This window comes from Gemmobacter megaterium, assembly GCF_900156815.1.
GTDB classification, from domain to species: domain Bacteria; phylum Pseudomonadota; class Alphaproteobacteria; order Rhodobacterales; family Rhodobacteraceae; genus Wagnerdoeblera; species Wagnerdoeblera megaterium.
Window position 1 is genome coordinate 207,731 of record NZ_FTOT01000001.1, and the last position, 21,758, is coordinate 229,488.

The window sequence follows — 21,758 nt, forward strand, 5'->3', positions numbered from 1 at the left end:
CGGCCCTCTCTTGATACGCTGCGCCGTCCTCAGCCCTTTTTCAGGCAGCGGCTTCCCAGCACTTCGGCGATCTGCACCGCATTCAGCGCGGCACCCTTGCGCAGGTTGTCCGACACGCACCAGATGTTCAGGCCGTTCTCGATGGTCTCATCCTGCCGGATGCGGCTGATATAGGTCGCATATTCACCAACGCATTCGATGGGGGTGATGTAGCCGCCCGCCTCGCGCTTGTCGACGACCAGGATCCCCGGCGCCTCGCGCAGGATGTCGGTGGCCTCTTCCCAGTCGAGATAATCCTCGAACTCGATGTTGATGGCCTCGGAATGGCCGACAAAGACCGGAACGCGCACGCAGGTGGCCGTCACCTTGATCTTGGGATCAAGGATCTTCTTGGTTTCGGCCACCATCTTCCATTCTTCCTTGGTCTCGCCCGAGTCCAGGAACACGTCGATATGCGGGATCACGTTGAAGGCGATCTGCTTGGGGTAGACGCTGGGCGCGACCTCCTGTCCGGGGACAAAGATGCCCTTGGTCTGGTTCCACAGCTCGTCCATGGCCTCCTTGCCGGTGCCCGACACGGATTGATAGGTCGAAACGACGACACGCTTGATCCGCGCGCGGTCATGCAGCGGCTTCAGCGCCACCACCATCTGCGCGGTCGAGCAGTTGGGGTTGGCGATGATGTTCTTCCTGGAATAACCCACCACCGCATCGGCGTTCACTTCCGGCACGATCAGCGGCACATCCGGGTCATAGCGATAGAGCGACGAGTTGTCGATCACCACGCAGCCGGTGGCCGCCGCCTTGGGCGCATAGACCTTGGTCGCGTCCGAACCGATGGCGAACAGCGCAATGTCCCAGCCGGTGAAATCGAACGTGTCCAGATCCTGGGTCTTCAAAGTTCGGTCGCCGAAGCTCACTTCGGTTCCCAGCGACTTGCGCGACGCCAGTGCCGCGATTTCGTCCACGGGGAATTCACGCTCCGCCAGGATGTTCAGCATTTCCTTGCCGACATTCCCGGTAGCGCCCACGACAACGACCTTGTAGCCCATCATGGCCTCCTGAGTTCAGAACCCCGCCGCATCTGCGCGGCACGGGCGTGTGGCGAATACCGCATGGGGGCGGCAGGGGAAAGCGAAAGCAGGAAAGCGTGAATGTCAGAATGACGAAAAACACGTCATTCTGACGGGGACGCGGGCAGATTGCGGCATTGCGCGCCGGAGGACCGCGAACAAAAGGGCGGCCCCCCGCGCCAATGCCGTGCGTTCGCGCGATCCGGCTCGTCAGATCCGCGCGGACGTGCGCCGCTGTGCTGCTCCCCTCCCCCTCGTGGGGAGGGGATGGGGGAGGGGGGGCGCGCAAAGATGCGGCGACCGGATGGACACGCCGCCGCGCTACCCGATCAGGCAGCGCCGATGGCTGTTGCCGGTCCCGCCATCATTGCCGCCCCTGCATGGCGGATATGATGGCCCGCCCCCCTTGCCCTGGCGGTCCTGCCAGGCGAGATGTGATGTTCGCGCAAACAGACAGGACTCCGTGATGACCATGACCGCCCCCGCACCGGGTGAGGATGCGGCCCCCATGCCCCCTCGTATCGGCATCGTCATTCCTGCGCTTGCCATGGGGGGATTTGCCATCGGCACTGTGGAATTCGCCGCCATGTCACTGGTGCCCTATTACGCTGCCGACATGGGGGTCGATCCTGCCCGTGCGGCCCATGCCATTTCGGCCTATGCGCTTGGCGTCGTGGTCGGCGCACCATTGCTGGCAGTGCTGGGTGCACGCATGGCGCGCAAGACGCTGCTGGTCGCGCTGATGGTGCTCTATGCGCTGGCCAATCTGGCGGCGGCACTTGCCCCCGATTTCGCGCTGCTGATGCTGTTCCGCTTTCTCTCGGGTCTGCCACATGGCGCCTATTTCGGGGTGGCGGCACTGATGGCCGCCGGGCTGGTGGCGCAGGGCCGGCGCACCTGGGCGGTGTCGATGGTCATGCTGGGCCTGACAGTGGCGACGCTGGTTGGCGTGCCGCTGGCCAATCTGCTGGGGCAGGGCATCGGCTGGCGCTGGGGCTTTGCCATGGCGGCGGGCCTTGCAGGTGTGACCGCAGTACTGGTCGCGCGATTTGCGCCTCTTGACCGGCCCGACCCGCGCGCCAACCCGCTGGCGGAACTGTCGGCTCTGGCCAATCGCCAGGTGCTGCTGACCCTGGCGACCGGGGCCATCGGCTTTGGCGGGCTGTTCGCCGTCTATACCTATGTCGCCAATACCTTGCAGGAGGTGACGCTGGCCCCGGCCTGGGCCGAGCCGCTGGTGTTCCAGACCTTTGGCCTTGGCATGGTGCTGGGCACGCTGTTCACGGGGCGGGTCGCCGACCGCTGGGGGCTGCTCCAGACGACCGCAGGGCTGATCGTGCTGTCCTGCGTGGCGCTGGTGGCCTATCCTACCACGGTGCACAGCCTGGGGCTGATGGTGCCTTGTGTCTTTGTCATCGGCTTTGGCGGATCGTTCGGACTGGCCTTGCAGACCCATCTGATGGATGTGGCAGGTCGCGCCCAAACTATGGCAGCGGCCATGCACCATGCCGCCTTCAATGCGGCAAATGCACTGGGGCCCTGGCTGGCCTCTGTCGCGGTGGCCGCAGGGCTGGGGTATGCCTCGACCGGGTTCGTCGGCGCGGCGCTCGCGTTGGGCGGGCTGGTGGTTCTGGGGCTAACGGCGCTCGATTTGCGCCGCAGCCGCAGCCGCGGCTGATCGGCCCGCGCGCCGCTCTCACATCGAAAAGCTGGTGCCGCAGCCGCAACTGCTGGAGGCATTGGGATTGTCGATCACGAACCGCGCTCCGATCAGCTCTTCGGTAAAGTCGATCCGCGCCCCCGACAGGAACGGCAAGGACACCGGGTCGATCAGCACGGTCTGACCATCCTTTTGCAACACCAGATCATCCTCGGCCGGATCATCCAGCTTGATATCGTAGTGAAACCCCGAACAGCCTCCTCCTTCGACAGCCACGCGCAAGGCGCGCGCCACTCCGGTCGCCTCGGCAATCTCGGCAAGCCGGGCAAAGGCGCGGTCGGTCACGGTCGGCGGCAGGGTCAGCGTCATCGCTTTGGCATCCATGCTGGCAATGCTGTTACGCAGCGAATATAGGGACACACACGCCCGCCGACAAGGAAGCCCGATGTTCGCCCCCTATGCCTGCCTGCCCGACCAGAGCCGCGAACGGCTTCACGCCGAACGGATGAGCACCTTTCGCAGCCCCTATCAGCGCGACCGTGACCGCATCATCCATTCCAGCGCCTTCCGTCGACTGAAACACAAGACCCAGGTGTTTGTCGAACACGAAGGCGATTACTACCGCACCCGCCTGACCCATTCCATCGAAGTGGCGCAGGTGGCGCGCACGCTGGCGGGGGTGCTGGGGCTGAATACCGACCTGGCCGAGGCGGTGGCGCTGGCGCATGATCTGGGCCACACGCCCTTTGGCCATACCGGCGAAGATGCGCTGGCCGCCCTGATGGCACCCTATGGCGGGTTCGATCACAATGCCCAGGCGCTGCGCATCGTGACGCGGCTGGAACGGCACTATGCCGATTTCGACGGGCTGAACCTGACCTGGGAAACCCTTGAAGGCATCGCCAAGCACAATGGCCCGGTAACCGGCCCGAATGCCGATCCGAAACACGCGCGCGATCCGCTGCCCTATGCACTGGCCGAAGCGAATGCCGAGTGGGATCTGGAACTCTCGACCTTTGCCAGCGCCGAGGCCCAGGTGGCCGCGATCGCCGATGACGTGGCCTATTCGCACCACGATCTGCACGATGGCCTGCGCTCGGGCCTGTTCAGCGAAGACGACCTGATGGATCTGCCCGTCACCGGCCCGGCCTTCGAGGCGGTGGACCGGATGTATCCCGGCCTCGACCGGATGCGGCGGCGCCACGAGGCGCTGCGACGGGTGTTCGGCGTGATGGTCGAGGATGTGATCGCAGTGGCCAGGAACCGGCTGGACGCCGCACAACCGAAATCCGCCGACGAGATCCGCGCGATGGAGGGGACGGTGATCCGGTTCTCCAAACCGCTTTATCAGGAACTCAAGGCGATCCGGTCCTTCCTGTTCACCCGCATGTACCGCGCGCCTTCGGTGATGGTGGAACGCGCGCGGGTGTCGGCGGTGATCGCCGATCTGTTCCCGCTGTTCATGGCCCAGCCCGACCTGCTGCCGGACGAATGGCAGGCCGATGTCGCGGCGGCGCAGGATGAAACCACCCTGGCGCGCACGGTGGCGGATTATGTCGCCGGCATGACCGATCGCTTCGCCTTGCAAGAACACAGCCGCCTGCTCGGCTGACCACGCGCTCCCGCACCCGTGCCGCGCCCCTGCGGGGCGCCGCCCGGCTTTGGGCCAGGCAGCGCGCAGGCGCGCTGCGCACCGCATCTGCCATCTGCCCGCACGGGGCGCGCGAGCGCCGGATCAGAGTGCAGGCCCCACCGTGGCGGTGGAACCGCCGCCCGGCACGGATCGACGCCGCGCTGTTTCATCTTGCCCAAAATACCCCCGCCGGAGGCATCCGACGCCACCACCAGGGGCCGCGGCCAGTGGTCAGTCCCCGGCCACGTCCCAGAACACCTCAAATCCGGGGTCGAAGACGGTGACGGGCCCTGCGCCGGTGTGGATCTTGTCGGGGAAGCGTGTCGGGGTTTCGCGCTTCACCAGCCGCAGCATATCGGAATTGGCCGGAAGGCGGTAATAGGCCGGGCCGTTGAGCGAGGCAAAGGCTTCAAGCCGGTCAAGCGCGCCGTCCTGTTCAAAGACATGGGCCAACAGAGCCATGGTATTGGTGGCGGTGAAGCATCCGGCGCATCCGCAGGCGCATTCCTTCAGCGGATCGACATGGGGCGCGCTGTCGGTGCCCAGAAAGAAGCGCGCATCGCCCGAGGTGGCCGCAGCCCGCAGCGCCAGGCGGTGTTCTTCGCGTTTGGCGACGGGCAGGCAGTAATAATGTGGGCGGATGCCGCCAACCAGCAGGTGGTTGCGGTTGATGATCAGATGATGAGTGGTGATCGTCGCGGCCAGATCCTGGCCGGCCGCGCGCACGTAGTCCACGCCTTGTGCGGTGGTGATATGTTCCATCACCACGCGCAGGCCGGGGGTGGCGCGGCGGATCGGGTCGAGCACGCGGTCGATGAACACCGCCTCGCGGTCAAAGATGTCGACGGCCGGGTCCGTCACTTCGCCATGCACGCAGAGCGGCAGGCCGATCTCTGCCATCACCTCCAGCACGCCGCGCACCTTGTCGAAGTCGCGCACGCCGGAATGGGAATTGGTCGTCGCCCCGGCGGGATAGAGCTTGACCGCCTTGATCAGCCCGCTGCGCGCCGCTGCGCGCAGATCGGCGGCATCGGTGCCCTCGGTCAGATAGAGCGTCATCAGCGGCTCGAACGACATGCCGTCGGGCAGGGCGGCCAGGATGCGGTCGCGGTAGGCGGCGGCATCGGCGCCGGTGACCACCGGCGGCACCAGGTTCGGCATGATGATCGCGCGGGCGAAATGGCGCGCGGATTCGGGCAGGATACCTTCCAGCATCGCGCCATCGCGCAGGTGCAGGTGCCAATCGTCGGGGCGGCGGAGCGCGAGTTCTGTGACCATGCCCCGGACCTAGCCGAATGGCAGGGCGATTTCCAGTCCCCGCGCGCCGGTGCCGCCCGTCAGTGACCGCTGGCCATCGCTGGCCGATTGGTTTCGAACAGGAACCAGACACGGCGTTCGGCGGCGTCGATCCATTCGTCGATCATGGCAGAGCTGGCATGGTCGCCATGATCGTCGCAGGTGGCCTTGGCCTTGCGCAATGCGGCGACCAGGGCGCGGTTGTCGTCGGTCAGTTCGGCCAGCATCTTGTCTGGGGAAACGAAATCGGCCTCGTTTTCCGTGATGCCGCTGGTTCCGATCACCTGGGCCAGCGATTTCAGCGCGGGGCCACCGATCTTGCGGGCGCGTTCCGCCACATCGTCGGTGATCCCGATGATCTCGGCGGCCTGCTCGTCCAGCATGAGATGATAGTCGCGGAAATGCGGCCCCGAGACATGCCAGTGAAAGTTCTTCGTCTTGAAGTGCAAGGCATAAAGATCGGCCAGAACGCGGTTCAGCGCGGCGGAAATGTCCTTGACGGCATTGTTACCCAGATCGCTGGGCGTGGCGAGGCGGGGTTTGGTCTTGAGGTCGGTTGTGGTGGCCATGGATGTCTCCTGTCAGGTTGGCGCAGGATTTCCCTGCGACGTCCCCAGGAAGACGCGCCCCGCGCCAGGATGGTTCCATGGCGCGGGGCTTTGGGGCGGTCAGAGCCCCTTGGAGCGATAGGTCGCGGCCACGCGGTCGATGGCGACGATATAGGCGGCGACGCGCAGATCCTCGACATCCTGGCGGCCATGCCAGATTTCGCGCATCGACTGATAGGCGGTGCGCATGGTGTCATCCAGGCCCGAGCGCACCAGCGCCAGTTCGTCTGAACCTGTCAGGAACTTTTCGCGGAATTCCGGCTTCAGCTCCCATCCAAGGCCCTTGTCGGCGGACAGGCGTTCCAGTTCCTCGACCAGCAGGCGCGAGCGCGATTCCTCGGCTCGGCGCTGCATCCGGCCAAAACGGATATGCGACAGGTTCTTGACCCATTCGAAATACGAGACGGTCACGCCGCCGGCATTGGCATACATGTCGGGAATGATCACGCAGCCCTTGCGGCGCAGGATTTCATCGGCGCCAAAGGTGATGGGGCCGTTCGCAGCCTCGATGATCAGCGGCGCCTTGATCCGTTCGGCATTGCCGATGTTGATCACCCCTTCCATCGCGGCGGGAATCAGGATGTCACAGTCGGTTTCAAGCACCGCCGCGCCCTCAGCCACATATTGGCCATGGGCATAGTCCTTGACCCCGCCGGTGGCCGCCAGATGGGCGCGCAGATCCTCGATGTCCAGGCCGGCCGCATTCAGCACCGCGCCGTCGCGTTCGATCACCGCGATGATCTTGGCGCCATCTTCCTCGGACAGGAACTTGGCGGCATGATAGCCCACATTGCCCAGGCCCTGCACCACGACCCGCTTGCCGTCCAGCGTGCCGGTCAGCCCGGCCTTGGCCATATCCTCGCGGTGGCGGAAGAATTCGCGCAGCGCATATTGCACGCCCCGGCCCGTCGCCTCGACCCGGCCGCGTATCCCGCCCGAGTTCAGCGGTTTGCCGGTGACACAGGCGGCGGCGTTGATGTCGGTGGTGTTCATGCGGCGGTACTGATCGACGATCCAGGCCATTTCCCGTTCGCCCGTGCCCATGTCGGGGGCGGGCACGTTCTGCGCCGGGTGGATCAGGTCGCGCTTGATCAACTCATAGGCAAAGCGGCGGGTGATCTGTTCCAGCTCGCGCTCGTCATATTGGCGCGGGTCGATGCACAGGCCGCCCTTCGATCCGCCGAAGGGCGTTTCGACCAGCGCGCATTTGTAGGTCATCAGCGCGGCCAGCGCCTCAACCTCGTCCTGGTTGACGTTGGTGGCATAGCGGATGCCGCCCTTGACGGGTTCCATATGTTCGGAATGCACCGAGCGATAGCCCACGAAGGTCTCGATCTTGCCGCGCAACCGCACGCCGAACCGCACCGTATAGGTGGAGTTGCAGACCCGGATCTTCTGCGCCAGCCCGGCGGGCAGGTCCATCAGCGCGACCGCGCGTTCGAACATCAGGTCGACAGATTCCCGAAAGCTGGGTTCGCCGGAATGGTGCATTGCGTTTCCTCCCGTATGCATGGACCTTGCGGAGCCGTACTACAGGGTTAGCCCCGCTTTGCCCGGCGATCCACCGCGAAGTGATGGCGGAATGCTCCGAATCACCTGCACTTTGGCGCGAGGAGGTTAACGAAGCCCGAAATTTTCCGGTGCAACACTGTTGTCGAAACGCCCCTCAATCCGGTGGGGCAGAGCCTGTCCGTTTCCGGCCTCTGGGGAAAAATGCATAAAATTCGGCAGCTTCGCCCTACTTATGCCACAGGAATTAGGGATTTTATCGTCTGGTGACTCTGGCGGACGCACGCCCGTCCGACAGAGCCGCGAATTTCACGAGGCGAGGTATCATGGTGCAAGGTTCTCTCATACAGCCCCCACGCCGGGCCATCGGGTCCGGGCGTTCCTGCCTGCTGTCCCGTGCGGCGCGGTTTCGCCGGGATGAAGACGGCAGCATGTTGTTCTTTTCGATGGTCGTGCTGCTGATCATGTTGTTCGTTGGCGGGATGGCCATCGACATGATGCGCTACGAGGCCGAACGTTCGCGCACCCAGGCCACGGCCGATGCGGCCGTTCTGGCCGCTGCTGCGATGCGTCAGACACGGCCACCGGCCCAGGTGGTGCAGGACTGGTTCGACAAGGCCGATCTGTCCGACTCGCTGACCGGCGTGATCGTTGACAACGGCCTGAACTTCCGCACCGTCCGCGCCCAGACACGCACCGTCACGCGCCCCTATTTCATGCAGATGCTGGGGGTGGACGAATTGCGTTCGAACGCCGCCAGCACGGCCGAGGAACGCCGTACCAACGTGGAAATCGTGCTGGTGCTGGACATTTCGGGCTCCATGCAGGGGACCAAGCTGACGCGGCTCAAGGATGCGGCGGTCGAATTCGTGACGAACATCCTGGAAGAAGACACCGAGAACCGGGTCTCGATCTCGATCGTGCCCTATAACGGGCAGGTGAATGTCGGGCCCGATCTGCGTGACCGCTTCAATGTGCTGGGGACGCACAACCGTTCGTATTGTATCGACCTGCCGCACAGCAGCTATCAGCAGCTTGCGCTGCCGACCTCGACGCCGATGTATCAGCACGCCTTTGCCGATACCTACAACACGTCCAATACATCGACATCCTGGAGCACCTCGAACATGACGCCCGGCACCACCAACGTCTGGTGCCCGGTCAATTCGACCAACAGGGTCCGTGTGCACAGCAACAACCTCACGCTGTTGACAAGCCAGATCCGCAACCTCGAAGCCGTCGGCGCCACCTCGATCGACGCAGGTCTGCGCTGGGGCGTGACGCTGATCGACCCCGGCTCGCGGCCGCTGATCACCTCGCTGGCGAATGGCGGGATCGTGCCCAACACCTTCCGCAACCGCCCGTTCGACTATGATGACGAGGAAGTGCTGAAGGTCATCGTGCTGATGACCGATGGCGAACATTGGCCGAACGAGTTTGTGAACGATGATTTCAAGTCGGGCGACTCGCCGATCTACCGGCACAGCGACGGATATTATTCGATCCATCACCCCGGCAGATCCGGCAGCAACAAATACTGGGTGCCGCATCGCAGCGAATGGCGTGCCGTTCCGTGGTCGGGCTCGACATGGTGTTCGGCCTGGTCCTGCGTGGCGACGGCAACCCGCAACCCGCTGCCGTGGCAGACAGTCTGGGTGAACCTGCGGGTGCAATGGGTGGCCAACCAACTGTATCGCCGGGCCCTGGGCGGCAGCGTCAACAGTTGGGTCGAGCATCTGCGCACCCGCGAGGGCACCGTCATCGGGGCGGGACCGCACGAGGTCAGCCGGATGGATACCCGCATCAATACGCTGTGCACGCTGGTCAAACAGCAGAACGTCGCCATCTTCGGCATCGCCTTCGAGGCGCCGACGAACGGCCAGAACCTGATCCGCAACTGTGCCTCGCCAGGCCGGTTCTATGATGTGAACGGGCTGGACATCTCGACCGCGTTCCGTGCGATCCGCGCCCAGATCAGCGCGCTGAGGCTGACGCAATGACAGCCGTCCGGCGCCTGTCCAGCCGCCTGCGCCGCTTTGCGCAGGCGGAGCAGGGGTCCGTCACGCTGGACTTCGTGCTGATGTTGCCGCTGGTGCTGACGATCCTGCTGGCCTCGTTCGAGGCGGGCTATTCCATGCTGCGGCTTGTCATGCTGGAACGCGCGCTGGACATCACCGTGCGCGATCTGCGGGTGGGGGCGATGGGCACCAGCCCGACGCATGACCAGGTGCGCGACCGATTCTGCGACGAGGTGATGCTGATGCCTGCCTGCCGGTCTGAACTGAAGCTGGAAATGCGGCTGATCAACCGTGCCAACTGGACGGGTTTCACCACATCGCCGACCTGTATCGACCGCACGACCAACATCAACCCCGCGCTCAGCTTTACCCAGGGCGGCACGAACGACATTGTGACGATCCGCGCCTGTGCGGTGTTCGACCCGTTCTTTCCGACAACCCGTTTCGGGTTGCGGCTCGATCTGGATGCGTCCGGCGGCTATCAGCTGGCCGCCAATTCAACCTTTGTGAACGAACCGAGGTAGGCCATGCATTGCCTGTTGTGCCGTCTGCGGCAGACCCTTCGTCGGTTCCGGCAGGACGAGCGGGGCATCGTATCGACCGAAACCATACTGGTCATGCCCCTGTTGATGTGGGTGTTCATGGCGATGTTCGTCTATTGGGATGCGTTCCGCGCCCATAACACCAGCATCAAGGCCAGCTATGCCATCGCCGATCTGATCTCGCGCGAGAATGCGCCGGTGAACAATGCGTTCATCGGCGGGATGCACAGCCTGTTCCGCTACATGGTCGCCACCAACGAAGGCACCTGGCTGCGCGTGAGTTCGGTGCAATATGATGCGTCGCAGGATCGCTACAACGTGCTGTGGTCGCGGACGACCAACACCCATCGCTCCCCGGCGCATACGACCGCGACCATGGTGGCTATGCGGCCCAAACTGCCGGTGCCCGCGAATTCCGACACGCTGATCGTGGTGGAGACCTGGCGCCAGTTCTCTCCCGCCTTCAAGGTCGGGCTGGAACGGCGGACGTTTTACGAAACATCGGTGGTCCGCCCGCGCTTTCTGTCGCCGCTGCCGATCTCCTGAGCCTCAGCCGTTGCGGCGGCGCACCAGTTCCGACAGCATCGCCGCCATTGCCTTGGCCTCGACCCGCGCCGTGGTGCCGCCCACGCCAAGGCGGCGACCCAGCCGCCACCACAGCCCCGGCGCCCAGCCGACCGGGGCAGGGCGGCTCAGCGTGATCACAAAGCCGCCCGCAGGCTTGAACAATGCGATGGCGCTGTTGTCCACGCTGACGATGTCGGCCAGTTCGACCAGCACGCGCCCGCCATCGCCCTCCCGCAGGGCGCGGGGGGTCAGCTCCAGCCCGCGGGCCGTGGCCTGCCAAGTGCGCCACGCCATCCATAGCAGAGCCATCCCCACCAGCGGCAAGCCTATGCGCAGCGGCATCCGATCTGCGGGCATCTCCAGCCCGGCCAGCGCTGCCATGGCGCCGAAGGCGACCAGCATCGCCACGCCCGTCACCCGCCGGATCGGCGAGGGTTTCAGGCGCAGCAGGATATGGGAGGTGTCCGTGCGGGTCATGGTGGCTCCTGTCGGGTTCGCGCGGGCATAGCGCAAACGGTCCGCGCCGCAAACCCTGCGCGTGCGCGCACAGATCTGCCGCCGTTGATGCGCCTTATTTCACAGGCCGGTTTGCACTAGATTGAGGCAACGCAACCGATCCCGGAGCCTCCCGCCATGTCGATCCGCCCCGTTGACCGCCAGAGCCTGGCTACCCCCACGCTGGAAGGCGCTGGCGTGCACCTGCACCGCGCCTTTGGCTTTCACGATCCCAAGCGCCATGACCCGTTCCTGCTGTTCGACGATTTCCGCGGCGACCACCCCGGCGACTATGCGGGCGGCTTTCCCTGGCACCCGCATCGCGGGATCGAGACGATCACCTATGTTCTGGCCGGCAGCGTCGATCATGGCGATTCGCTGGGCAATGCCGGGCGGCTGAAGGCCGGGGACGTGCAATGGATGACGGCCGGGTCGGGCATCCTGCACCAGGAAATGCCCAAGGGGAACGCGCAGGGCCAGATGCACGGCTTTCAGTTGTGGGCCAATCTGCCGCGTGACCTCAAGATGACCACGCCGCGCTATCAGGACGTCAAGTCGCGCGATATTCCCGAGATCCTGGAAGATGACGGCACGGTGGTGAAGGTGATCACCGGCAATTTCTGGGGGCGCTCCGGTCCGGTTGACGGGATCGCCGCCGATCCGCTGTATCTTGACATCTATGTGCCACCCCTGCGCCGCAAGACCTTTCCCATCGACACCCGCCGCAAGGCCTTTGCCTATGTCTTTGAAGGGGCGGGCAAGTTTGCCGATGCGTCTGATCCGCGCGGCGTGCTGCTGGAAAAGGAAGTGCGCGGCGAGGAGGTGAACATCCGCGATCTGTCGGGCAACCGCACGCTGATCCAGTTCGGCAAGGGCGACGAGGTGGCGGTGCAGGCGGGGCCGGATGGCCTGCGGTTTCTGCTGGTGGCCGGAGCACCGATCCAGGAGCCGGTGGCCTGGCATGGCCCCATCGTGATGAACACCGCCGAGGAACTGCGCACCGCCATGGCGGAACTCAGGAACGGCACCTTCATCAAGCCGGCGCATTAGGCGGGCGGGGGCCGGGGCGCGGCCCAAGGGTTTGCGCCCCCCGCTGTGCGTGGTATAGCGCCGCCAAACCAGCCCCCGAGGATTGCCATGAAATTCTTCGTCGATACCGCCGATGTCGCCGCCATTGCCGAGCTGAACGAGCTGGGCATGGTCGATGGCGTGACCACCAACCCCTCGATCATCATGAAATCCGGCCGCGATATTCTTGAAGTGACGAAGGAGATTTGCTCCATCGTCTCGGGCCCGGTCTCGGCAGAGGTCGTCGCCACCAAGGCCGAGGACATGATCGCCGAAGGCCGCAAGCTGGCCGAGATTGCCGAGAATATCGCCGTCAAGGTGCCGCTGACCTGGGACGGGCTGAAAACCTGCAAGGTGCTGTCCTCTGAAGGGCGGATGGTCAACGTGACCCTGTGCTTCAGCGCCAATCAGGCATTGCTGGCGGCCAAGGCCGGGGCGACCTTCATTTCGCCCTTTATCGGGCGTCTGGACGATATCAACCTGGACGGGATGGAGCTGATTTCCGATATCCGCCAGATCTATGACAACTACGATTTCCAGACGCAGATCCTGGCCGCCTCGATCCGCACGGTGAACCATGTGCGCGAATGCGCGCTGGTGGGCGCCGATGTGATGACCGCGCCGCCCTCGGTGATCAAGGCCATGGCCAACCATGTGCTGACCGACAAGGGGCTGGAACAATTCATGGCCGACTGGGCCAAGACCGGGCAGAAAATCCTCTGACACGGTGGCTGTGTTCGGTATAAACTGCCCCGGAGTGGCACCAGACCGGAGAACGGCATGACGCCAGGGGCAGGGCAACCGGGCCGCATCGGCCTGACCGATGACATGCGCGATCAGATCCTCTCGGCCCCCGAGGCAATTCTCGGGGATCCAGAGGTGATGCGGGCGCTGATTGCCGCGAACGACCGGGCGATGGGCGAGAATATCGTCGATCTGCGCGGCGTGGCGATGCGGCGGCTGGAAGGGCGGCTGGACAAGCTGGAAGACACCCACCGCAGTGTGATCGCAGCCGCCTACGAAAATCTGGCAGGCACCAATATCGTGCATCGCGCTGTGCTTCAGTTGCTGGAGCCGGAAACCTTTCCGGCCTTTCTGGCCTCGCTTGCCACGACGGTGGCCACGACCCTGCGGGTCGAAAGCCTTGCGCTGGTGCTGGAAAGCCCAGAGGGCCACGCAGCCCCGCCGCTGGCCGCGCCCGTGCGCGTCGCGCCGCCGGGATTTGTCGACGCCTATCTGACCGCCAGCCGCGGCGGTCCGGTGCGGCCGGTGGTGCTGCGCCAGACGGTGGCCGATACGGCGCTGGTGCATGGCGACATGGCGCCCGACATCCGCTCCGAGGCGGCCATGCGGCTGGATCTGGGGCCGCGCCGGCTGCCTGGCATGTTGGTGCTGGGATCCGAGGATCCGCATCAGTTCCGCCCGGCGCAGGGCACCGACCTGTTGGCCTTTCTTGCCGCCAGCTTCGAGCGCGTGATGCGCCGCTGGCTGTCTTGACCGATCATCCGGGCATCTCGGCCGCGGCCCGTGCGGCCATGGCCGACTGGCTGGCGCAGATGAAGGCGCTGGATGGCGCCAGCCCGGCAACGCTGGAGGCCTATGCGGGCGATGTCGGCCGCTGGCTTGCGTTCATGGCCGGACATCACGGCGGCGGGCAGGGGCTTGCCGCATTGGCATCGACCTCCAGGTCCGATCTGCGCGCCTTCATGGCGCATGAACAGGGCCGGGGGGTGGGCGCGCGGTCGCTGGCGCGGCGCCTGTCGGCGGTGAAGTCCTTTACCCGCTGGATCGCTGATCGCAGCGATACCGATGCCACCGCCCTGCTGGCCACCCGCGCGCCCCGCCACCGCCCCAAGCTGCCCCGCCCCCTGACCCAAGAGGGCGCCCGCGCCGTGCTGGACGAGGTTGCCACCGATGCGCGCGAGGATTGGATCGGCGCGCGCGATATGGCGGTGGTGACGTTGCTTTATGGGTGCGGGCTGCGGATCTCCGAGGCGCTGGGGCTGACCGGCGCCGACCATCCGCTGCCAGAGGTGATGCGCATCATTGGCAAGGGCGGCAAGGAGCGGCTGGTTCCGGTGCTGCCGGCGGCGCGGGCGGCGGTGGCGCGCTATGCCGCGCTGTGCCCGTTCGAGATATCGCGCGATGGCGCGCTGTTCCGTGGCGCGCGCGGGGGGGCGCTGTCGCCGCGTCTGGTGCAACTGGCGATGGAAAAGGCCCGCGCCCGTCTGGGTCTGCCTGCCACGGCCACACCCCACGCCCTACGGCATTCCTTTGCGACGCATCTGCTGTCGGCGGGTGGCGATCTGCGGGCAATCCAGGAACTGCTGGGCCATTCGTCGCTGTCCACGACCCAGGCCTATACCGCGGTTGACGCGGCCCGCCTTGCCGAAGTCTATGCGCGCGCTCATCCGCGGGCATGATGGAAACCGCGCGCCTGATTGAAACCATGCCGAACCCGGAGCTAGTCTGACCCATGCTGTCTGAACTGAGGGCCTATTCCGTCCATATGCTGACCGCCACCGGCGCGGTCTGGTCTATGCTGGCCCTGCTGGCGGCGGTTGACGGCAACTGGGACATGATGTTCGTCTGGCTTGTGGTGGCCTTTCTGGTCGATGGCATCGACGGGCCGATGGCGCGGAAATACGACGTCAGGTCCAACGCCCCGCAGATTGATGGTGTGCTGCTGGATCTGATCATCGACTATCTGACCTATGTGTTCATTCCGGCCTATGCGCTGTTTGCCAGCGGCCTGCTGCCGGGATGGACGGGATGGGTGGTGATCATCATCATCACCTTTGCCTCGGCGCTGTATTTCGCCGACACCCGGATGAAGACCAAGGACAATTCCTTTGCCGGGTTTCCGGCGTGCTGGAACATGGTCGCGCTGGTGATCTTTGCGCTGCGCCCCGAGTTCTGGGTCTCGTTGCTGCTGGTCGTGGTGCTGGCGGCGACGATGTTCACGCCGCTGAAGTTCATCCACCCCGTGCGCACCCGGCGCTGGCGCGCGCTGTCGCTGCCGGTCGCGCTGGCCTGGACCTTCTTTGCCGGTTGGGCAGCCTGGGTTGATTTCCACCCGCAAAGCTGGGCGCATTGGGGGCTGGTCCTCACCTCGATCTATCTGCTGGGCGCGGGAATCGCCCAGCAGCTTGTCCCCGCGCGCAGCTAGGCGGGTCAGGCCGGGCGCCGGGCCACCAACCGCGCCTCGGCCATCAGCGCGATCAGCAAATCCACATGGCGGGCGATGCTGTAGGCGGCATCGCCTGCCATGCGCGTGGCTTCGGCCCGCGCTTCGGCATCCAGCAATGCCGCCAGCGCACGTTCGGGCGCTGACGAGGCAGAGGCCCCCAGCAGTCGCCGAAGATCCCGGTCGCGGCGATAATCGGCAACGCCGATGCGCGCGGCCCGGATCATCAGGCGCGGGCGGCGGATGGCGGAAAACAGGGCGAGCAGATCGGTCATGGCGGTCTCCTTCCAGTATGGGCAGAGCATAGCGCGCCACAACCTGGCGTTGCGTTTCGCAGTGTTTCGGCGCGCGCAACATTCGCTAATGTTTAGCATTTGGAAACAATCATGGCGAAACCGGCTGATTTTAACCATGGCGTAACCAATGCCCTCATAGGTTGTGCAAACGTAAACAACAGCCGGGCCGAACCCTGGCAAACAGGCAGCAAATGGAACCGAACGGATGATGACGGGGAACCTGACAACAGATGTGCAGGTGCCGGGCTGGTTGCCCGACATGGTGCGCAATTACCTGGATCACGCCCGCGAAGGGCTGTCCTTGCGCGAAATTGCGCGGCGCGAGGGGCTGCACGCCTCGACCGTGCTGCGACAGGTGCGCCGGATTGAAAACCGGCGCGACGATCCGCTTGTCGATGCGGCGCTCGACCATCTGGTGCGCAGCAGTGATGCGCAGCCCGGCCCCCAGCCCAAGGAGACCCCAAGCATGACCGCACCGATCCGCACCGATGCCATGCTGACCGATGCCGCGACCCTGGCCCGCGAAGGCCGCCGCATCCTGCGCCGTCTGTCCGAGCCCGGCGCCATGCTGGCCATTGCGCCCGACATGGAAAAGGCGGCAGTGCTGCGCGAATTTCCCGATGGCCGCAGTGCGCGGACCGCGGTAGTGGATCGCGCGGTTGCCCAGGCCTTCGCGCTCAAGGACTGGATCGCCTGCCGCCGCCCCGGTCGCGTCGCCAGCTATGAAATCACGCCAGCCGGCCGGGCGGCGCTGAAGCGGTTCCTGGAGGAGGAGGCGGCACATGGCATGGCAGAGGCGCCGCAGATCTTTGCCGCCCAGCACCGTGTCTGGGGGGAACGCACGGTCGATGACGATGGCGAGCCGCGCCGCATCCGCTACAACATGGCCGAAAGCCCGGCTGTCGCGCTGGGGCGGCGGCGCGACAAGGACGGCGTGCCCTTCCTGTCGGCAGAGCAGGTCGCGGCGGCCGAACGTCTGCGCGAGGATTTCGAACTGGCCCAGATGGGGCCGCGCGTGGCCCAGAACTGGGACCGTTTCCTGACCGCAGGCACGCGCGGCGATTTCGGCCCCGGACGGGGCCCCGCCGAAGGGCCGCGCGGGGCGCGCGAACGGGTCGCCGCCGCACTGCGCGATCTTGGCCCCGGTCTGGGGGACATGGTGTTGCGCTGTTGCTGCTATCTCGAAGGGTTGGAAACGGCGGAAAAGCGGCTGGGCTGGTCGGCGCGTTCGGGCAAGGTGGTGTTGCGGATCGCGCTTGACCGGCTGCGGCGGCACTACCAAGAGACCTATGGCGGTTCTACCCCGCTGATCGGCTAGGGGTTGCGGCGGCGGGCGCCTTGCGGCAGCCTCGCGCCAGCCGCAGGAGCCCGCCATGCACCCCAACCCCGCCTTTCGCCAGACCCCGCAGTCCGAGATGCTGGACTTTGCCCGTGCCAGGGGCTTTGGCATTCTTGTGCTTGGGGCCGCTGACGGGCCGCTGCTGGCGCATGTGCCCTTTGTGCTGTCCGAGGATGGCGCGTTTGCCGAATTCCATCTGGCGCGGTCCAACCCCATCGCCCGCGCCCCGGTGGGGGTTGCGGTTCTGGCCATCAGCGGCCCCGATGCCTATGTCTCGCCGGATTGGTACGGGCTGGAGGATCAGGTGCCGACATGGAATTACGTTGCAGTGCATCTGCGCGGCCGGATCGCCCCGGCAGAGCCGCAGTCCCTTGCCCCGCATCTCGACAGGCTGTCCGCCCGGTTCGAAAGCCGCCTGGCCCCCAAGACCCCCTGGACCTCTGGCAAGATGACCGCAGGCGTCATGGAGCGGATGATGCGCGGCATCCTGCCGTTCCGGCTGCATGTCGAGGATGTCCAGGGCACCTGGAAACTGGGGCAGAACAAACCGCCCGAGGCCCAGGCCGGTGCAGCGGCGGGCATTTCCGCCCATCCGCTTGGCAGCGAGGCGCGCGAGATCGGCGCACTGATGGCCGCCCGTCAGTCGGCGGGCATCTGACGCAGCCCCGCCGCCCGCGCCCGCAGCCGGGCTGCCCGCGCCTCCAACTCGGCTTCGGCTGTCGTGGCACGGCCAGGGGCATCCGCCGCCGCCAGCAGGTCGGGCATCGGCGCCAGGGTTGGGTAGGCTGCGGCCTTGGCCACCGCACTTTCCCGCATCGCCACATCGGGCAGGCTGGCACAGGCTGCCAGCATCAACAGGGCACCAAGGCACAGGGGCAGGGCAGGTCGGGTCATCGCGGGCATCCGGTTGGCTGTGGCGCACCCTAGACCGCGACGGGGATCCGGGGCAAGCCGCCCTGTCCGGGGTTGAACTGAACAACCGTTCAGATACCATGGCGCCATGGCACGCAAGACAGGCTCGCATTCCGAAATCACCGGCCCTCGGGTCCGCGCCGCCGCGCTGCGGCTGTTCGCACAGCACGGGTTTGCCGCCGTCTCGATGCGTCAGATCGCGGCCGAGGTGGGGGTGCAGGCCGGAGCGCTGTATCTTTACACCCCCGACAAGCAAAGCCTGCTGGCCGAACTGATGGCCGATCATATGGATGAACTGCTGTCCAGCCTTGCGGCGGAACCGATGCCGGAAGAGCCGGTGGCACGGCTGGCCGCCTTTGCCCGCTTTCACATCGGCTTTCATCTGGAGCGGCCCGAGGCGGTGTTCATCGCCTATATGGAACTGCGCAACCTGACCCCCGAGAATTTCGCCCGGATCGAGGCGATGCGCCGCCGCTATGAGGATGCGCTCGAAGCCATTCTGTGCGCCGGTTGTGCCAGCGGTGCCTTTCGTGCGCCCGATACCAAGCTTGCCACCCTTGCCCTGATTGCCATGCTGACAGGTGTCACCACATGGTTCCGCGACGGGGGCCGGTTGTCGCGCGCCGATGTGGCTGCGATCTATGCTGATATGGCCTGCAAATCGGTCCGGGCCTGAGATCCTGCGCGGTGGGATTGGCCGGGGCCGCCAAGGGGGGCCGCAGGCGCCCCCTTTGCCTGGCGTGAGTGTCAGAGAAAGCTTTGCGGGTCGATATCGACTGCCAGCCGCACGGCGGCCGGAACGCTGACTTGCGCCAGCCAGGCGGTCAGCGCGGGTTGCAATGCGCAGGACTTTGGTGCCTTGACCAGAAGGCGCACCCGGTGCCGCCCCCGCACGCGGGCGATGGGCGCCGGGGCGGGGCCCCAGACCTCGGCGCCCACGGCGCGCAGCGGGCCATCGCGGCGCACCAGCTCTGCCCCCAGATCAAAGGGGGGCTGCGGATCGGTGGCGGACAGGATGATCCCGGCCAGTCGCCCATAGGGCGGCATCCCGGCCATCTGGCGCGCCTCGGCCTCTGCCTGCCAGAATCCTTCCTCGTCCCCAGACAGGATCGCGCGGATCACCGGATGATCGGGCTGATGCGTCTGCAACAGCGCCAGCCCAGGGCGTTCGGCCCGGCCTGCGCGCCCGGCGACCTGCCGCATCAACTGGAATGTGCGTTCGGCGGCGCGCAGATCCGACCCTTGCAGGCCCAGATCGGCATCCACCACCCCGACCAGCGTCAGCCGGGGAAAGTTGTGCCCCTTGGCAACGATCTGGGTGCCGACGATGATGTCGGCGCCCCCTTCGGCAATCGCGGCGATATCCTCTTTCAGCGCCCGCGCGCTGGAATAGAGGTCAGAGGACAGCACCTTGACCCGCGCGTCGGGCCACAGCGCGCTGGCCTCTTCCGCCATCCGCTCGACACCGGGGCCAAGCGCGGCCAGCCGCCCTTCGACCCCGCAGGACGGGCAGGCGGTCGGGATCGGTTTGCTGGCGCCACATTGGTGGCAGATCAGCCGCTGCTGAAAGCGGTGCTCGACCATCCGGGCATCGCATTGATCGCAGCCGATCTGCTGCCCGCAGGCCCGGCAGATCGTCACCGGCGCAAACCCGCGCCGGTTGAGAAACACCAGCGATTGTTCCCCCAGCGCCAGCCGTGCCGTGATGGCCTGTTGCAAGGCCGGGGCGATCCAGCGGTTCGAGGGCAATCCGGCCGCGCGCAGGTCTACGGCCTGCATGTCGGGCAGTTCGGCAGTGCCGAACCGCGCCCCCAGATCCACCCGGCCATAGCGCCCCGATCGTGCATTGGCCCAGCTTTCCAGGCTGGGCGTGGCCGAGGCCAGCACCACGCGGGCCCCGGCAATGGACCCGCGCAGAACCGCCATGTCGCGGGCATTGTACAGAACGCCCTCTTCCTGTTTGTACGAGGTGTCGTGTTCCTCATCCACCACGATCAGCGCCAGATCGCGGAACGGCAGGAACAGCGCCGAGCGTGCCCCGACGACAAGGCCGACGCCACCTTCGGCCGACATGCGCCACAGGCGGCGGCGTTCGGCAGGGCTGACGCCGGAATGCCATTCGCCCGGCAAGGCGCCAAAGCGCGCCTCGACACGGGCCAGGAAATCCGCCGTCAGCGCGATTTCGGGCAGCAGCACCAGCGCCTGCCGTCCTTGCGCCAGCACATCGGCAACGGCATCCAGATACACCTCGGTCTTGCCCGATCCGGTCACGCCCTTGAGCAGCGTGGTGCCATAGCCGCCCTGCCGCAGCCCTGCGCGCAAGGCGGCGGCGGCGGCAGCCTGTTCGGACGACAGCTCCGGCCCTCGGGTCGCGGGATCCAGCCGGGGATAGGGCAGATCGCGCGGCACCTCGCCTTCGGTCAGCACGCCTTGGGCGATCAGCGTCTTGATCACGGCGGCGCCGACCCCGGCGGCGCGGCACAGATCGGCCTGGGGCACCCCGGCGCCGCCCAGTTCGGCCAGCACCTCCAGCACACGGGCGCGGGCTTCGGTGCTGCGGGCAGGCAGGGTGCCGGTGGCCCGGATCAGGCGGCGCATCTGCGGCGGATCGGCCAGACCCGGCACGCGGCTGGCCAGCCGCAGCATGGCGGGCAGGGGGGTCAGGGTATAATCGGCGGCCCGGCTCAGGAACTGCCGCAGTTCCTCTTGCATCGGGGGGGCGTCAAGGACGGTGTCGATCCGGCGCAGGCGGGCCGGGTCGAACCCGCCCGCGCCCGGCCCCCAGACCACGCCGATCACCTGGCGCCGCCCCAGCGGCACGACAACCCATGCGCCGGTGGCCACGCCGCCTTCGGGCGCCAGATAATCCAGCGCCCGCAGCGGCATGTCCGGCGTCAGCACCGAAACAAGGGCGCCGGGGGGAAAATCGTGGACGGGCATCGGCAGGGGGTCCGGGGGCATGGCTCCACCCTTGCACTGCGCGGCGGCGGGGCACAAGGCCCCCGCCCCCGCGCGGACCAGCGCAGGCGATTGCGGTTGACGCCCGCGCATGTCAGTCTGGGCGCAGACGGGAAGGCAGGGGCATGGCTGGGGACGAGGCGTTCGATCTGGGGGGCTTTCTGCCCTATCTGCTCAATCAGGCGGCCGAGGCAACCTCGCGCGATTTTCAGGCGACCTATCGGGCGGCCTATGGGTTCACCCGCACGCAATGGCGCGTTCTGGCGAATCTTGGCAAGTTCGGCTCCATGACCGCGCGCGACATCTGCCGCATCACCCATATGGACAAGACCAAGGTCAGCCGCGCCGTGGCCGGGCTGGAGACCGAAGGCTATCTGACCCGTGCGCCCAGCCCGCAGGACCGGCGGGCCGAGATCCTGTCGCTGACGGTGGCCGGTCGCGCGGCCTTCGATGATCTGGGCCTGCGGGCCATCAGCTATGACGCGGCATTGCGGGCCGAACTGGGGCCGGATCTGGCCGGGCAACTGGATGCCTTGCTGCGCCGCCTGATCGGGCGCGGCGGGTTGGAGTTGCCCGCCGAGGACTGAGGCCGCCACC

Annotated in this window: 23 protein-coding genes; 14 read left to right on the forward strand and 9 right to left on the reverse strand. The window is 66.2% G+C overall.

From position 1 onward, the window contains the following. Window positions 1-29 precede the first annotated feature (29 nt). Window positions 30-1,052, reverse strand: a complete 1,023-nt coding sequence (locus BW970_RS00965) for an aspartate-semialdehyde dehydrogenase (RefSeq protein WP_076527822.1) — start codon at window positions 1,050-1,052, stop codon at window positions 30-32. A gap of 487 nt (window positions 1,053-1,539) precedes the next feature. On the opposite strand from BW970_RS00965, the gene BW970_RS00970 reads away from it, so the two are divergent. Next, window positions 1,540-2,751, forward strand: coding sequence for an MFS transporter (locus BW970_RS00970; protein WP_229740419.1), 1,212 nt, complete (start codon window positions 1,540-1,542; stop codon window positions 2,749-2,751). Window positions 2,752-2,769: 18 nt separating this feature from the next. On the opposite strand, the gene BW970_RS00975 is transcribed toward BW970_RS00970, so the two are convergent. After that, a complete protein-coding gene (locus BW970_RS00975; protein ID WP_076529108.1) occupies window positions 2,770-3,096 on the reverse strand; it encodes a HesB/IscA family protein in 327 nt (108 codons plus the stop codon). An 82-nt stretch (window positions 3,097-3,178) separates the two neighbouring features. On the opposite strand from BW970_RS00975, the gene BW970_RS00980 reads away from it, so the two are divergent. Further along, on the forward strand, window positions 3,179-4,345 hold the full coding sequence (locus BW970_RS00980; RefSeq protein ID WP_076527824.1) for a deoxyguanosinetriphosphate triphosphohydrolase: 1,167 nt from the start codon (window positions 3,179-3,181) through the stop codon (window positions 4,343-4,345). A 252-nt stretch (window positions 4,346-4,597) separates the two neighbouring features. Here BW970_RS00980 and pyrC read toward each other — a convergent pair whose 3' ends face one another. The 3 genes from pyrC to BW970_RS00995 all read right to left on the reverse strand — a co-directional run bounded on the left by pyrC (window position 4,598) and on the right by BW970_RS00995 (window position 7,761). After that, a complete protein-coding gene (pyrC, locus tag BW970_RS00985; RefSeq protein ID WP_076527826.1) occupies window positions 4,598-5,644 on the reverse strand; it encodes a dihydroorotase in 1,047 nt (348 codons plus the stop codon). Window positions 5,645-5,703: 59 nt separating this feature from the next. Then, the gene (locus BW970_RS00990; RefSeq protein ID WP_076527828.1) at window positions 5,704-6,231 is read right to left on the reverse strand and encodes a Dps family protein; all 528 of its coding nucleotides are present in this window, start codon (window positions 6,229-6,231) and stop codon (window positions 5,704-5,706) included. 99 nt (window positions 6,232-6,330) lie between these two features. Further along, window positions 6,331-7,761: a Glu/Leu/Phe/Val family dehydrogenase gene (locus tag BW970_RS00995; protein ID WP_076527830.1), complete on the reverse strand. Its 1,431-nt coding sequence runs from the start codon at window positions 7,759-7,761 to the stop codon at window positions 6,331-6,333. Between the two features lie 449 nt (window positions 7,762-8,210). Between BW970_RS00995 and BW970_RS01000 the strand changes: the two genes are divergently transcribed. Genes BW970_RS01000 through BW970_RS01010 form a run of 3 tightly spaced genes read left to right on the forward strand, consistent with a single transcriptional unit; the run spans window position 8,211 to window position 10,885 of the window. Beyond that, a complete protein-coding gene (locus BW970_RS01000; RefSeq protein WP_076527832.1) occupies window positions 8,211-9,779 on the forward strand; it encodes a pilus assembly protein TadG-related protein in 1,569 nt (522 codons plus the stop codon). Beyond that, entirely contained in the window at window positions 9,776-10,321 is a 546-nt protein-coding gene (locus BW970_RS01005; protein ID WP_076527834.1) for a TadE/TadG family type IV pilus assembly protein, read from the forward strand. The genes BW970_RS01000 and BW970_RS01005 overlap by 4 nt, the downstream gene beginning before the upstream one ends. A gap of 3 nt (window positions 10,322-10,324) precedes the next feature. Further along, window positions 10,325-10,885: a TadE/TadG family type IV pilus assembly protein gene (locus BW970_RS01010; protein WP_076527836.1), complete on the forward strand. Its 561-nt coding sequence runs from the start codon at window positions 10,325-10,327 to the stop codon at window positions 10,883-10,885. A 3-nt stretch (window positions 10,886-10,888) separates the two neighbouring features. Here BW970_RS01010 and BW970_RS01015 read toward each other — a convergent pair whose 3' ends face one another. Further along, window positions 10,889-11,383 carry a hypothetical protein gene (locus tag BW970_RS01015; protein ID WP_076527838.1) on the reverse strand — a complete coding sequence of 165 codons (495 nt, stop codon included), beginning with the start codon at window positions 11,381-11,383 and terminating at the stop codon, window positions 10,889-10,891. 156 nt (window positions 11,384-11,539) lie between these two features. Between BW970_RS01015 and BW970_RS01020 the strand changes: the two genes are divergently transcribed. The 5 genes from BW970_RS01020 to BW970_RS01040 all read left to right on the forward strand — a co-directional run bounded on the left by BW970_RS01020 (window position 11,540) and on the right by BW970_RS01040 (window position 15,638). Further along, complete coding sequence (locus BW970_RS01020) at window positions 11,540-12,451, forward strand: pirin family protein (protein ID WP_076527840.1); 912 nt, start codon at window positions 11,540-11,542, stop codon at window positions 12,449-12,451. An 87-nt stretch (window positions 12,452-12,538) separates the two neighbouring features. Then, window positions 12,539-13,192 carry a fructose-6-phosphate aldolase gene (fsa, locus tag BW970_RS01025; protein WP_076527842.1) on the forward strand — a complete coding sequence of 218 codons (654 nt, stop codon included), beginning with the start codon at window positions 12,539-12,541 and terminating at the stop codon, window positions 13,190-13,192. Between the two features lie 57 nt (window positions 13,193-13,249). Beyond that, window positions 13,250-13,966 carry a DUF484 family protein gene (locus BW970_RS01030; RefSeq protein WP_076527844.1) on the forward strand — a complete coding sequence of 239 codons (717 nt, stop codon included), beginning with the start codon at window positions 13,250-13,252 and terminating at the stop codon, window positions 13,964-13,966. 38 nt (window positions 13,967-14,004) lie between these two features. After that, complete coding sequence (locus BW970_RS01035; RefSeq protein WP_076529112.1) at window positions 14,005-14,892, forward strand: tyrosine recombinase XerC; 888 nt, start codon at window positions 14,005-14,007, stop codon at window positions 14,890-14,892. Window positions 14,893-14,945: 53 nt separating this feature from the next. After that, on the forward strand, window positions 14,946-15,638 hold the full coding sequence (locus BW970_RS01040) for a CDP-alcohol phosphatidyltransferase family protein (RefSeq protein WP_076527846.1): 693 nt from the start codon (window positions 14,946-14,948) through the stop codon (window positions 15,636-15,638). Window positions 15,639-15,643: 5 nt separating this feature from the next. Here the strand turns inward: BW970_RS01040 and BW970_RS01045 are convergent, their stop codons facing one another. Further along, window positions 15,644-15,931, reverse strand: coding sequence for a DUF6477 family protein (locus tag BW970_RS01045; protein WP_076527848.1), 288 nt, complete (start codon window positions 15,929-15,931; stop codon window positions 15,644-15,646). A gap of 229 nt (window positions 15,932-16,160) precedes the next feature. Between BW970_RS01045 and BW970_RS01050 the strand changes: the two genes are divergently transcribed. Continuing rightward, entirely contained in the window at window positions 16,161-17,270 is a 1,110-nt protein-coding gene (locus BW970_RS01050; protein ID WP_076529114.1) for a DUF6456 domain-containing protein, read from the forward strand. Window positions 17,271-17,325: 55 nt separating this feature from the next. Then, complete coding sequence (locus tag BW970_RS01055; RefSeq protein ID WP_076527850.1) at window positions 17,326-17,949, forward strand: FMN-binding negative transcriptional regulator; 624 nt, start codon at window positions 17,326-17,328, stop codon at window positions 17,947-17,949. Here the strand turns inward: BW970_RS01055 and BW970_RS01060 are convergent. Then, entirely contained in the window at window positions 17,931-18,185 is a 255-nt protein-coding gene (locus tag BW970_RS01060; protein ID WP_076527853.1) for a hypothetical protein, read from the reverse strand. The genes BW970_RS01055 and BW970_RS01060 overlap by 19 nt on opposite strands. Window positions 18,186-18,291: 106 nt before the next feature. On the opposite strand from BW970_RS01060, the gene BW970_RS01065 reads away from it, so the two are divergent. Then, window positions 18,292-18,879 carry a TetR/AcrR family transcriptional regulator gene (locus BW970_RS01065; RefSeq protein ID WP_076527855.1) on the forward strand — a complete coding sequence of 196 codons (588 nt, stop codon included), beginning with the start codon at window positions 18,292-18,294 and terminating at the stop codon, window positions 18,877-18,879. A 71-nt stretch (window positions 18,880-18,950) separates the two neighbouring features. Here the strand turns inward: BW970_RS01065 and BW970_RS01070 are convergent, their stop codons facing one another. Continuing rightward, complete coding sequence (locus BW970_RS01070) at window positions 18,951-21,164, reverse strand: primosomal protein N' (RefSeq protein ID WP_229740420.1); 2,214 nt, start codon at window positions 21,162-21,164, stop codon at window positions 18,951-18,953. Between the two features lie 122 nt (window positions 21,165-21,286). On the opposite strand from BW970_RS01070, the gene BW970_RS01075 reads away from it, so the two are divergent. After that, window positions 21,287-21,748 carry a MarR family winged helix-turn-helix transcriptional regulator gene (locus BW970_RS01075; protein ID WP_076527857.1) on the forward strand — a complete coding sequence of 154 codons (462 nt, stop codon included), beginning with the start codon at window positions 21,287-21,289 and terminating at the stop codon, window positions 21,746-21,748. Window positions 21,749-21,758 lie beyond the last annotated feature (10 nt).

Excerpts from the sequence above, each read along its gene's own strand:
- BW970_RS00965 (WP_076527822.1), bottom strand. The coding sequence starts at position 1,052 with ATGGGCTACAAGGTCGTTGTCGTGGGCGCTACCGGGAATGTCGGCAAG.
- BW970_RS00970 (WP_229740419.1), top strand. The coding sequence starts at position 1,540 with ATGACCATGACCGCCCCCGCACCGGGTGAGGATGCGGCCCCCATGCCC.
- BW970_RS00980 (WP_076527824.1), top strand. The coding sequence starts at position 3,179 with ATGTTCGCCCCCTATGCCTGCCTGCCCGACCAGAGCCGCGAACGGCTT.
- pyrC (WP_076527826.1), bottom strand. The coding sequence starts at position 5,644 with ATGGTCACAGAACTCGCGCTCCGCCGCCCCGACGATTGGCACCTGCAC.
- BW970_RS00990 (WP_076527828.1), bottom strand. The coding sequence starts at position 6,231 with ATGGCCACCACAACCGACCTCAAGACCAAACCCCGCCTCGCCACGCCC.
- BW970_RS00995 (WP_076527830.1), bottom strand. The coding sequence starts at position 7,761 with ATGCACCATTCCGGCGAACCCAGCTTTCGGGAATCTGTCGACCTGATG.
- BW970_RS01000 (WP_076527832.1), top strand. The coding sequence starts at position 8,211 with ATGTTGTTCTTTTCGATGGTCGTGCTGCTGATCATGTTGTTCGTTGGC.
- BW970_RS01005 (WP_076527834.1), top strand. The coding sequence starts at position 9,776 with ATGACAGCCGTCCGGCGCCTGTCCAGCCGCCTGCGCCGCTTTGCGCAG.
- BW970_RS01010 (WP_076527836.1), top strand. The coding sequence starts at position 10,325 with ATGCATTGCCTGTTGTGCCGTCTGCGGCAGACCCTTCGTCGGTTCCGG.
- BW970_RS01015 (WP_076527838.1), bottom strand. The coding sequence starts at position 11,383 with ATGACCCGCACGGACACCTCCCATATCCTGCTGCGCCTGAAACCCTCG.
- BW970_RS01020 (WP_076527840.1), top strand. The coding sequence starts at position 11,540 with ATGTCGATCCGCCCCGTTGACCGCCAGAGCCTGGCTACCCCCACGCTG.
- fsa (WP_076527842.1), top strand. The coding sequence starts at position 12,539 with ATGAAATTCTTCGTCGATACCGCCGATGTCGCCGCCATTGCCGAGCTG.
- BW970_RS01030 (WP_076527844.1), top strand. The coding sequence starts at position 13,250 with ATGACGCCAGGGGCAGGGCAACCGGGCCGCATCGGCCTGACCGATGAC.
- BW970_RS01035 (WP_076529112.1), top strand. The coding sequence starts at position 14,005 with ATGGCCGACTGGCTGGCGCAGATGAAGGCGCTGGATGGCGCCAGCCCG.
- BW970_RS01040 (WP_076527846.1), top strand. The coding sequence starts at position 14,946 with ATGCTGTCTGAACTGAGGGCCTATTCCGTCCATATGCTGACCGCCACC.
- BW970_RS01045 (WP_076527848.1), bottom strand. The coding sequence starts at position 15,931 with ATGACCGATCTGCTCGCCCTGTTTTCCGCCATCCGCCGCCCGCGCCTG.
- BW970_RS01050 (WP_076529114.1), top strand. The coding sequence starts at position 16,161 with ATGACGGGGAACCTGACAACAGATGTGCAGGTGCCGGGCTGGTTGCCC.
- BW970_RS01055 (WP_076527850.1), top strand. The coding sequence starts at position 17,326 with ATGCACCCCAACCCCGCCTTTCGCCAGACCCCGCAGTCCGAGATGCTG.
- BW970_RS01060 (WP_076527853.1), bottom strand. The coding sequence starts at position 18,185 with ATGACCCGACCTGCCCTGCCCCTGTGCCTTGGTGCCCTGTTGATGCTG.
- BW970_RS01065 (WP_076527855.1), top strand. The coding sequence starts at position 18,292 with ATGGCACGCAAGACAGGCTCGCATTCCGAAATCACCGGCCCTCGGGTC.
- BW970_RS01070 (WP_229740420.1), bottom strand. The coding sequence starts at position 21,164 with ATGCCCCCGGACCCCCTGCCGATGCCCGTCCACGATTTTCCCCCCGGC.
- BW970_RS01075 (WP_076527857.1), top strand. The coding sequence starts at position 21,287 with ATGGCTGGGGACGAGGCGTTCGATCTGGGGGGCTTTCTGCCCTATCTG.